The organism is Pseudomonas onubensis, assembly GCF_965653655.1.
GTDB lineage: Bacteria > Pseudomonadota > Gammaproteobacteria > Pseudomonadales > Pseudomonadaceae > Aquipseudomonas.
Genome location: NZ_CBFHAZ010000161.1, coordinates 1 through 9327, shown reverse-complemented (window position 1 = coordinate 9327; position 9327 = coordinate 1). Strand labels below are relative to the sequence as shown.

At 58.3% G+C, this 9327-nt stretch carries 13 protein-coding genes; 12 read left to right on the top strand and 1 reads right to left on the bottom strand.

Annotated elements, in window-relative coordinates; translation table 11 throughout:
* The first annotated feature begins 177 nt into the window (after positions 1-177).
* The 12 genes from fliL (at position 178) to ACTD9P_RS28595 (ending at position 8536) form a co-directional block, all read left to right on the top strand.
* Positions 178-681: a flagellar basal body-associated protein FliL gene (gene fliL, locus ACTD9P_RS28650; protein ID WP_017134945.1), complete on the top strand. Its 504-nt coding sequence runs from the start codon at positions 178-180 to the stop codon at positions 679-681.
* 9 nt (positions 682-690) lie between these two features.
* Positions 691-1659, top strand: coding sequence for a flagellar motor switch protein FliM (gene fliM / locus ACTD9P_RS28645; protein WP_010166091.1), 969 nt, complete (start codon positions 691-693; stop codon positions 1657-1659).
* A 45-nt stretch (positions 1660-1704) separates the two neighbouring features.
* Positions 1705-2172: a flagellar motor switch protein FliN gene (gene fliN, locus ACTD9P_RS28640; protein ID WP_053257298.1), complete on the top strand. Its 468-nt coding sequence runs from the start codon at positions 1705-1707 to the stop codon at positions 2170-2172.
* A gap of 1 nt (position 2173) precedes the next feature.
* Positions 2174-2614 (top strand): flagellar biosynthetic protein FliO, encoded by a 441-nt coding sequence (fliO, locus tag ACTD9P_RS28635; protein ID WP_438870285.1) that lies wholly within the window; start codon positions 2174-2176, stop codon positions 2612-2614.
* Entirely contained in the window at positions 2614-3357 is a 744-nt protein-coding gene (gene fliP / locus ACTD9P_RS28630; RefSeq protein ID WP_053257296.1) for a flagellar type III secretion system pore protein FliP, read from the top strand. Before fliO ends, fliP begins: the two co-directional genes overlap by 1 nt.
* Positions 3358-3361: 4 nt before the next feature.
* Positions 3362-3631 carry a flagellar biosynthesis protein FliQ gene (fliQ, locus tag ACTD9P_RS28625; RefSeq protein ID WP_003214552.1) on the top strand — a complete coding sequence of 90 codons (270 nt, stop codon included), beginning with the start codon at positions 3362-3364 and terminating at the stop codon, positions 3629-3631.
* A gap of 4 nt (positions 3632-3635) precedes the next feature.
* The gene (gene fliR, locus ACTD9P_RS28620; protein WP_138814490.1) at positions 3636-4421 is read left to right on the top strand and encodes a flagellar biosynthetic protein FliR; all 786 of its coding nucleotides are present in this window, start codon (positions 3636-3638) and stop codon (positions 4419-4421) included.
* Between the two features lie 3 nt (positions 4422-4424).
* Positions 4425-5561: a flagellar biosynthesis protein FlhB gene (gene flhB, locus ACTD9P_RS28615; RefSeq protein ID WP_438870284.1), complete on the top strand. Its 1137-nt coding sequence runs from the start codon at positions 4425-4427 to the stop codon at positions 5559-5561.
* Between the two features lie 354 nt (positions 5562-5915).
* Complete coding sequence (locus tag ACTD9P_RS28610) at positions 5916-6212, top strand: helix-turn-helix domain-containing protein (protein ID WP_438870283.1); 297 nt, start codon at positions 5916-5918, stop codon at positions 6210-6212.
* Positions 6209-7516, top strand: a complete 1308-nt coding sequence (locus ACTD9P_RS28605) for a type II toxin-antitoxin system HipA family toxin (protein ID WP_438870282.1) — start codon at positions 6209-6211, stop codon at positions 7514-7516. Before ACTD9P_RS28610 ends, ACTD9P_RS28605 begins: the two co-directional genes overlap by 4 nt.
* Positions 7517-7788: 272 nt before the next feature.
* Entirely contained in the window at positions 7789-7950 is a 162-nt protein-coding gene (locus ACTD9P_RS28600; protein ID WP_438870281.1) for a cold-shock protein, read from the top strand.
* Between the two features lie 382 nt (positions 7951-8332).
* Positions 8333-8536, top strand: a complete 204-nt coding sequence (locus tag ACTD9P_RS28595; RefSeq protein WP_438870280.1) for a cold-shock protein — start codon at positions 8333-8335, stop codon at positions 8534-8536.
* Between the two features lie 135 nt (positions 8537-8671).
* Here ACTD9P_RS28595 and ACTD9P_RS28590 read toward each other — a convergent pair whose 3' ends face one another.
* A complete protein-coding gene (locus tag ACTD9P_RS28590; RefSeq protein WP_099486872.1) occupies positions 8672-8929 on the bottom strand; it encodes a DUF6124 family protein in 258 nt (85 codons plus the stop codon).
* Between the last annotated feature and the right edge of the window lie 398 nt (positions 8930-9327).

Below are 9327 nucleotides of genomic sequence, written 5' to 3'. Positions count from 1 at the left end.
GGCTTGCTCGCGAATGCGGTGTGTCAGTCAACAGATTCATTAACTGATCCACCGCATTCGCGAGCAAGCCCGCTCCCACATTTGTTTTGCGCCCGGCTTGCCAGACAACTCTGGCATAACACTTGCTCTTGCCTTCCCGTAGATCTATGAATCCCCGAATAGTGACGGATTATTGGCATGGCGAAGAGTGACGACGCAGCAGCAACCCCACCCGCAGGCAAAGGCAAGCTCAAGCTGATCCTGCTGATTGTGCTGGGCCTGCTCCTGGCCATTGGCGCCTCGATTGGCGGCACGTGGTACATCATGCACAGCAGCGCGAGCAAACCGGCCCCCGCCGCCGAAACCGCCACTAACGTCAAGCAACCGGCAATCTTCGAGCCGATGCTGCCGGCCTTTGTCGCCAACTACAATCAGAACGGCCGTCAACGCTACCTGCAGGTGAGCATCACCTTGCTGGCGCGTAACCAAGCGGACCTGGATGCGCTTAAAGTGCACATGCCGGTGATCCGCAATAACCTGGTGATGCTGTTCTCCGGCCAGAGCTTCGACAGCCTGGCCACCCCGGTCGGCCAGGAAATGCTGCGCCAGAAGGTCACTGCCAGCGTGCAGGAAGTGGCCCAGAAAGAGCTCGGTAAAGTCGTGGTCGAGCAGGCGCTCTTCACTAACTTCGTATTGCAGTAGGATCACGACATGGCCGTGCAAGACCTGCTGTCCCAGGATGAAATCGACGCGCTGCTGCATGGCGTCGACGATGGTCTGGTACAGACCGAAATGGCTGCCGAACCCGGCAGCGTCAAAAGTTATGACCTCACCAGCCAGGATCGCATCGTCCGTGGGCGCATGCCGACCCTGGAAATGATCAACGAGCGTTTCGCCCGCTACACCCGTATCAGCATGTTCAACATGCTGCGCCGTTCGGCGGACGTGGCGGTGGGCGGCGTGCAGGTGATGAAGTTCGGTGAATACGTGCATTCGCTGTACGTGCCCACCAGCCTCAACCTGGTCAAGATCAAACCGCTGCGCGGCACCGCGCTGTTCATCCTCGACGCCAAACTGGTGTTCAAGCTGGTGGACAACTTCTTCGGCGGCGACGGCCGTCACGCCAAGATCGAAGGGCGTGAATTCACCCCCACCGAACTGCGTGTGGTGCGCATGGTGCTGGAGCAAGCCTTCATCGACTTGAAGGAAGCCTGGCAGGCGATCATGGAAGTCAATTTCGAGTACATCAACTCGGAAGTGAACCCGGCCATGGCCAACATCGTCGGCCCCAGCGAAGCCATTGTGGTGTCCACTTTCCACATCGAACTCGATGGCGGCGGCGGCGACCTGCACGTGACCATGCCGTACTCGATGATCGAGCCGGTGCGCGAAATGCTCGACGCCGGTTTCCAGTCCGACCTCGACGACCAGGACGAGCGCTGGGTCAAGGCCCTGCGCGAAGACCTGCTGGACGTCGACGTGCCTTTAAGCGCCACTGTGGCCCGTCGCCAGCTGCGTTTGCGCGATATTTTGCACATGCAACCGGGGGACGTGATCCCTGTGGAACTGCCGGAAGAGCTGATCATGCGCGCCAACGGCGTGCCGTCGTTCAAGGTCAAGCTCGGTTCCCACAAGGGCAACCTGGCGTTGCAAGTGATCGAACCGATCAACCGTCGCTGATCTGCCCCTTCTACCGATGAATTTTTGCTGCGCCGAGGACATGTAATGGCTACCGAACACGAAAACACTTCCGCCGAAGACCAGGCGCTGGCTGACGAATGGGCTGCGGCCCTGGAAGAAACCGGCGATGTCGGCCAGGACGACATCGATGCGCTGCTGGCCGCCGACGCCGCCAGTGCGCCGGCCGGCAAGCGCCTGCCGATGGAAGAATTCGGCAGCGTGCCGAAAAACAACGACCCGGTCACCCTCGACGGCCCGAACCTGGATGTGATCCTCGACATTCCGGTGTCGATCTCCATGGAAGTCGGCAGCACCGAAATCAACATCCGCAACCTGCTGCAACTCAACCAGGGTTCGGTGATCGAACTCGACCGCCTGGCCGGTGAGCCGCTGGACGTGCTGGTCAACGGCACCCTGATCGCCCATGGCGAGGTGGTGGTGGTCAACGAGAAGTTCGGCATCCGCCTGACGGACGTGATCAGCCCAAGCGAACGCATCAAGAAGTTGCGCTGAGATGAAGTATTCGATGGCGGGACTGTTTCTGGCGCTGCCATTGAGCGCCTTGGCGGCTGAGCCGGTCGCCCAAGCGGCGGCTGCGGCCCCCGCGGTCAGCAGTGGTATCGGCGGGCAATTGACCCAGCTGGTGCTCGGCCTGTTGCTGGTGGTCGGCCTGATCTTCGTGTTGGCCTGGTTGATGCGCCGCGTGCAGCGCATCGGGCCGGGCAATGCCCAGGTGATCGAGATGATCGGCTCGCGCGCCCTCGGCCCGCGTGATCGGCTGGTGCTGGTGCAGGTGGGCGAGGAGCAGATCCTGCTCGGCATCACGCCCGGTCGCATCACCCCGTTGCACGTGCTCAAGACGCCGGTGGAAGCCACCAAGACCGAGGCCGCCACGCCGGAATTCGCCCAGCGCCTGATGGAGTTGCTGGGCAAGGATCAGAAGGATAAGAAGTAATGCGCGTTTTATTGACGCTCATGCTGTTGCTGGCCGCGCCTTTGGCGTTTGCGGCCGACCCGTTGTCGATCCCGGCGATTACCCTGGGCACCAACGCCGCCGGCGCCCAGGAATATTCGGTCAGCCTGCAGATTTTGCTGATCATGACCGCGCTGAGTTTTATCCCGGCGTTTGTCATGCTCATGACCAGCTTCACGCGGATCATCATCGTGTTCTCGATTCTGCGTCAGGCCCTGGGCCTGCAGCAGACACCGTCGAACCAGATCCTCACCGGCATGGCGCTGTTTTTGACGCTGTTCATCATGGCGCCGGTGTTCGACAAGGTGAACCAGCAAGCCTTGCAACCCTACCTGGCCGAGAAACTCACGGCCCAGGACGCGATCGACAAGGCCCAGGGCCCGATCAAGGACTTCATGTTGTCGCAAACCCGCTCCAGCGACCTTGAGCTGTTTATGCGCCTGTCCAAGCGCACCGACATTGCCACGCCGGATCAGGCGCCATTGACCATCCTGGTGCCGGCGTTCGTCACCTCCGAGTTGAAAACCGCGTTTCAGATCGGCTTCATGATCTTTATCCCGTTCCTGATCATCGACCTGGTGGTGGCGAGCGTGCTGATGGCCATGGGTATGATGATGCTGTCGCCGCTGATCATTTCGTTGCCGTTCAAGATCATGCTGTTTGTGCTGGTGGACGGCTGGGCGCTGATTATCGGCACCCTGGCCAGCAGTTTCGGCGGGGTGTAGCGACATGACGCCAGAAGTAGCGGTCGACCTGTTTCGTGAAGCGCTGTGGCTGACCACCATGATGGTCGCCGTGCTGGTGGTGCCGAGCCTGTTGGTGGGCCTGCTGGTGGCGATGTTTCAGGCCGCGACCCAGATCAACGAACAGACCTTGAGCTTCCTCCCGCGTTTGCTGGTGATGCTGATCACCCTGATCGTCGCCGGCCCGTGGCTGGTGCAAACCTTTATGGAATACATCCTGCAGCTGTACGGCAGTATTCCGCAGTTGATCGGCTGACCGGATGCAATCGGTACTGGCCTTGACCGACACCCAGATCAGCACCTGGGTGGCGTCTTTTATCCTGCCAATGTTCCGCGTCACGGCGGTGCTGATGACCATGCCGGTGTTCGGGACCACCTTGGTGCCGAGGCGCATCCGCCTGTATTTTGCCTTCGCCATTACCATCGTCATCGTGCCCGGCTTGCCGCCGATGCCGCCGGTGAATGCCCTGGACCTCAGCGCGTTATTGCTGATTGCCGAGCAGATATTGATCGGCGCGCTGATGGGCTTTTCCCTCACGCTGTTCTTCCAGGCCTTTGTGATCGCCGGGCAAATCATCTCGATCCAGATGGGCATGGGCTTCGCGTCCATGGTCGACCCCACCAACGGCGTGTCGGTGGCGGTGATCGGGCAGTTCCTGACCATGCTGGTGACCTTGATCTTCCTGGCGATGAATGGCCACCTGGTGGTGTTCGAGGTACTGACTGAAAGCTTCACCACCTTGCCGGTGGGCTCGGGGCTGGTGGTCAATCACTTCTGGGAATTGGTTGGGCGCATGAGTTGGGTGCTCGGCGCGTCGTTGTTGCTGGTGTTGCCGGCGATTACTGCGCTGCTGGTGGTCAACATCGCGTTTGGCGTGATGACCCGCGCGGCACCGCAACTGAACATTTTCTCGATTGGTTTCCCGCTGACCCTGGTGTTGGGCATGGGGATTTTCTGGATCGGCATGGCCGACATTCTCAATCAGTATCAACCGCTGGCCACCGATGCCTTGCAGTTCTTACGTGACCTGGCACGGGCGCGTTGAGCCATGGCCGAGAGCGAGAGTGGCCAGGACAAAACAGAAGACCCCACGGAGAAACGTAAAAAGGACTCCAGGGAAAAGGGCGAGATTGCCCGCTCCAAAGAACTCAACACCCTGGCGGTGATGCTCGCCGGTGCCGGTGGCCTGCTGATTTACGGCGGCGGCCTGGCGCTGGACCTGATGGAGCTGATGAAGCTCAATTTCTCACTGCCGCGCGAAGTGCTGCTGAGTCCCGGCGCCATGGGCCAGTACCTGCTGCACTCGGGCAAGATCGCGATTCTGGCGGTGCAGCCGGTGCTTATCACCCTGTTGCTGGCGGCGCTGATCGGGCCGGTGTCCCTCGGCGGCTGGCTGTTTGCCGCCGGCAGCATGGCGCCCAAGTTCAGCCGCATGAACCCTGGGCCTGGGCTTAAGCGTATGTTTTCCACCAAGGCGCTGGTGGAACTGCTCAAGGCGCTGGCGAAATTCATTTTGATTTTGTTTGTGGCGTTGACGGTGCTGTCGTCCGACATCGACGACTTGCTGCGCATCGCCCATGAACCGCTGGAATCGGCAATTATTCACAGCGTGCAAGTGGTGGGCTGGAGTTCACTGTGGATGGCCTGCGGGCTGATCATCATCGCGGCGGTGGATGCGCCGATCCAGCTGTGGGAAAGCCACAAGAAGCTGCTGATGACCAAGCAGGAGGTGCGCGACGAACACAAAGACCAGGAAGGCCGCCCCGAGGTCAAACAGCGGATTCGCCAACTGCAACGGGAAATGTCCCAGCGCAAGATGATGGCGGCGGTGCCGGAGGCCGACGTGGTCATCACCAACCCGACCCACTACGCAGTGGCGCTCAAGTACGACCCGGAGAAGGGCGGCGCGCCGATGCTGCTGGCCAAGGGCAGCGACTTTACCGCGCTCAAAATCCGCGAAATCGCCGTGGCCAACGACATTCTGCTGCTGGAATCGCCGGAGTTGGCGCGGTCGATCTTCTACTCCACCGACCTCGACCAGGAAATCCCCGCTGGCCTGTACCTGGCGGTGGCGCAGGTGTTGGCCTACGTGTACCAGATCCGCCAATACCGTGCGGGCAAGGGCAAACGGCCGGACCCGCTCAAAGACCTGCCGATTCCGCCGGAGTTGCGCCGCGATTCCTGAGTCGTCCTGCACCGACGCCATCGCGGGCAAGCCCGGCTCCGACCTTGCGTTTTTTCCTGCCCGTGCGCCGAGCTTGCAGCGCGCCGTTCGGCGCATGATCTAAACCCCAATGGATACGGAGCCTGACGGACAACCAAAATTTGAGTTGTGCGCATGGAAGATATAATTAGTCATAACTGACCTATTAACGCGAATTGTTCCATATAAATAGTCATATCTGACTGTTAGCAAGGTATATGATTTTTCCTCGCGCACGCCGATAGCGCTATAATGGTCAAAACTGACTAATAATGCTGCTTTTATGCCATTAATAAGTCAGATTTAGCCATTAGTAAAAATTAAACGAGGCCTGCCATGTCCTTCATGCATTTGCTCAGCTCCCCCGCAGAGATCGCTCGCGATGTGGGGAAAAATGCAAAAAAGCTACGGCTATCGAAAAACCTCACGAGGAAGACCTTGGCAGAGCTTTCAGGGGTATCGGAGTCGTCGATCCAGCGGTTCGAGACTGCAGGTTCTATTACTCTCGAATCGATGATTCTGCTCGCCACCGCGCTCGATGAGCTGACTCCGCTAACGACTCTGTTTAAACCTTCGCAGCCGAACTCCCTCACAGAGCTGAAAAACTCAAAGCGCAAACGGGGTACTAAATGAAACCGCGCCAGGATTATCCGAAGCTGAAGCGTTTCGAATCCCTTGAGGTCACCAAAAGCGGTGTGAAAGTCGGTGATCTGTACAGGGAGGAGGGGGTTGGGATTTTTTTCACTTACGACCCGGTATGGCTCGCTACAGGCTTCAACCTGTCGCCGTTCACGATGAAGTTTGACGACAAACCCCAGCTTGCTCGTGCTCCTGAACTGTTCGAAGGATTGCACGGCCCCTTTGCGGACTCTCTTCCAGACGGCTGGGGCATGCTGCTGATGGACAGATTCCTTAATGCCACATTCGGTGAGGGAACTGCTTACACAGTGACTGCCCTGGATCGGCTCGCTTACATGGGCGACAGAGCCATGGGAGCATTTGAGTACCATCCAAAAGCGGAAAGAGGAGAGCTGAGGGGGACAATTAACCTTGCAGAGCTCTTCGAGAACTCCGTGGAAGTCCTGTCAGGAGACACTTCGGCAGTGCTTACCAAGCTCAGGCTTGCAGGGGGATCGCCTGGTGGTGCCCGCCCTAAAGCGATTGTCGCAATGTCTCCTGATGGGCAGCATGCAAGGTCCGCTTTTGGGCCAATTCTGCCGGGCTATGATCACTGGATAGTCAAATTCAGGGCACCAGATGAGCCGGTCGAAACCGGCGCAATTGAGTATGCTTACTACCTGATGGCCAGGGACGCAGGTGTCGAAATGGCTGAGTCGACTGTCCTGAACATGACCACGCATGACGGTAGTCGCGAGGGCTTCTTCGCAACAAAGCGCTTTGACCGGCAGGGCGATAAAAAGCTTCACATGATCACGGTTTCTGCGCTTATGTACGCTGCGTACAAACTGCCATCCATGGACTACAGCGGGTTACTGAAGCTCACAAACATGCTGACGCGTAGTGCCGCAGAAGTCGAAAAAATGGCCAGGGTGATGGTTTTCAATGCACTGTTTCACAACTACGACGATCACACCAAGAACTTCGCGTTCATCGGGCGTGAGCCAGAGAAGCCTGGCGACGAAGCAAGGTGGACGCTCGCGCCGGCATACGACCTGACTTTCGCGGAGGCTCGGGGTGAACACACAACGGCATATAACGGTCGAGGGAAGGCAACCCGGAGGCTGATTCAGGAGCTGTGTGCAGACTACAAGTACCTCAAGCCGAACGACTACATTGAGCAAACGCTAGCCGCATTTGCCCAATGGGATGATATTTTCAAAAGTGTAAGGATTCCCCTCAAAGCAGGCGCCGGTTACAAAGCTGTTCTGGAACAAGACCATGACTATTTCAAACTGATACGACCTACCAAGCGCTGACACCTCGTAGATGAGAATCGGAACGTTTGAACACCAGCCTTGAAGCTCCGCACCCTGCTTGGGCAACCCCTTCGGTTGCTCCCTTGTCCGAACTTGCCGGACTGGCTGCGGGGCAGGCATGGCGGGCGGAGCCCTTGGCGGCATAACAACCAGCGCTACCATCTGTCTAAAGTGCAGCCTTACCTGTCAACTTTGACAGTATCCATTGCACCGCCTTCACTGTTACATAGAGCGGCGAGGTGCGCCGTCATGCGCGGCTCGGGAGAGCGGTCATGGACAGGGCTACGGTCAGGTGGTTTGACGCCGTCAAGGGCATTGGTTTTGTCGCCCGCGACCGCGAAGGCAACGCGGTACCCGTTCAGGCAGCGGGTAATCCCTGCGGCGAAATCGATACGCCGCCCAAGGCGCGAAAATCCCGCAAGCGAAAAAAGTAATCCCCCGCCTGCTCAGCAAACAATCACTACCACTGGTCGTTAATCCCCGGCTACCTGTCAACTCTGACAGTAGCCAGTTTTGCGTTCCCGCGGTTTTATGGTGCCAGACACTGTACGCAAGTAGTAACGAGATGCAGGGGAAGGGCGATGGAAGCGGTAACGGGGACGATCAAGGTTTATAACCGCAAGACCGGTGAAGGGCTGATTGCGTTGGATGGCGATGATGAGCCGGTGTGTTTGGACCGCTTGAGTTCGGCGTGTACACGGTGGAGAGAAGGCCAGCGGGTACAGTTCGCCAGGATTCATCGGCCACAGGGTGTGTTTGCGTTTGGTATCAGGCTTATCTAACGAGATTTTTGAGCGCAATGTCAGGAGAAGGGTTATGGCGACGGGTACTGTGAAGTGGTTTAACGACACAAAGGGGTTTGGTTTTATTACCCCGGATGATGGTAGCGAGGATCTTTTTGCGCATTTTTCAGCGATTCAGAGTGCTGGGTTCAAATCTCTGCAAGAGAACCAAAAAGTCAGCTATGACGTAACGACAGGGCCCAAAGGCAAGCAAGCGTCCAACATCCAACCCTTATGAAGATCGTTCCCACGCTCCCGCGTGGGAATGCCTCCTGTGACGCTCTGCGTCACCGTTGCGCAGGGCTCAAGTCGGGACGCGGAGCGTCCCTGGCTGCATTCCCACGCAGAGCGTGGGAACGATCATCACGATCATTCAAGCAGGTTCTGCCTCTGGTGACGGCGCTCTGTCATCCAGCAGTCGCTCAGCCAACAACCGTCCCACCTCAATCAGCTGCGCAATACCCAGCGCACCTTCTCGCTGTGTACCCTCCAGGTCAAAGGCGAAATCGCAGGTCAGGGCGTGGGCGGAGGCCAGGTTTTCGGTGAGGTTGACCAGCAGGTCTTCGGTGCTGATGCCGTCGATAAGGGTGAGGATTACGCTGGGTGGGGGATTTGGGGTGGGTTTGATCATTGTGAAGCTCCTTACGAAAGTGGAGCCGCCACTGATCGCCGCGACGCGATGGAGGGTGGCAGCTGTACGCAGGTTCGCGGACCGGTCAAGGAGCAACCCGGCATACCCGAAGGTATCCCGCGCACAGCCGCCATAGCGCCACACAGTAGACGATAAAAAAGCGTCGACTGAAAGGGAGATGGTGCTTTTACTCCGTTGTAAACCGGGCCGCGACGCCCGACCACTGCATTTGCAGCGGTGTACGGAGACTAGGGAGCCCGGTTCCTAGGGGCAACCCGAAAACCTTGTCGGAAATTTCCTCAGTACCAGCAGGTACACCCCCCTCCAACTGTGGGAGCGGGCTTGCTCGCGAAAGCGGTGTGTCAGTTAGAAGAGATTTGGCTGACACACCGCTTTCG

Coding starts and splice junctions, on each gene's coding strand:
- fliL (WP_017134945.1), top strand. CDS start 178: ATGGCGAAGAGTGACGACGCAGCAGCAACCCCACCCGCAGGCAAAGGC.
- fliM (WP_010166091.1), top strand. CDS start 691: ATGGCCGTGCAAGACCTGCTGTCCCAGGATGAAATCGACGCGCTGCTG.
- fliN (WP_053257298.1), top strand. CDS start 1,705: ATGGCTACCGAACACGAAAACACTTCCGCCGAAGACCAGGCGCTGGCT.
- fliO (WP_438870285.1), top strand. CDS start 2,174: ATGAAGTATTCGATGGCGGGACTGTTTCTGGCGCTGCCATTGAGCGCC.
- fliP (WP_053257296.1), top strand. CDS start 2,614: ATGCGCGTTTTATTGACGCTCATGCTGTTGCTGGCCGCGCCTTTGGCG.
- fliQ (WP_003214552.1), top strand. CDS start 3,362: ATGACGCCAGAAGTAGCGGTCGACCTGTTTCGTGAAGCGCTGTGGCTG.
- fliR (WP_138814490.1), top strand. CDS start 3,636: ATGCAATCGGTACTGGCCTTGACCGACACCCAGATCAGCACCTGGGTG.
- flhB (WP_438870284.1), top strand. CDS start 4,425: ATGGCCGAGAGCGAGAGTGGCCAGGACAAAACAGAAGACCCCACGGAG.
- ACTD9P_RS28610 (WP_438870283.1), top strand. CDS start 5,916: ATGTCCTTCATGCATTTGCTCAGCTCCCCCGCAGAGATCGCTCGCGAT.
- ACTD9P_RS28605 (WP_438870282.1), top strand. CDS start 6,209: ATGAAACCGCGCCAGGATTATCCGAAGCTGAAGCGTTTCGAATCCCTT.
- ACTD9P_RS28600 (WP_438870281.1), top strand. CDS start 7,789: ATGGACAGGGCTACGGTCAGGTGGTTTGACGCCGTCAAGGGCATTGGT.
- ACTD9P_RS28595 (WP_438870280.1), top strand. CDS start 8,333: ATGGCGACGGGTACTGTGAAGTGGTTTAACGACACAAAGGGGTTTGGT.
- ACTD9P_RS28590 (WP_099486872.1), bottom strand. CDS start 8,929: ATGATCAAACCCACCCCAAATCCCCCACCCAGCGTAATCCTCACCCTT.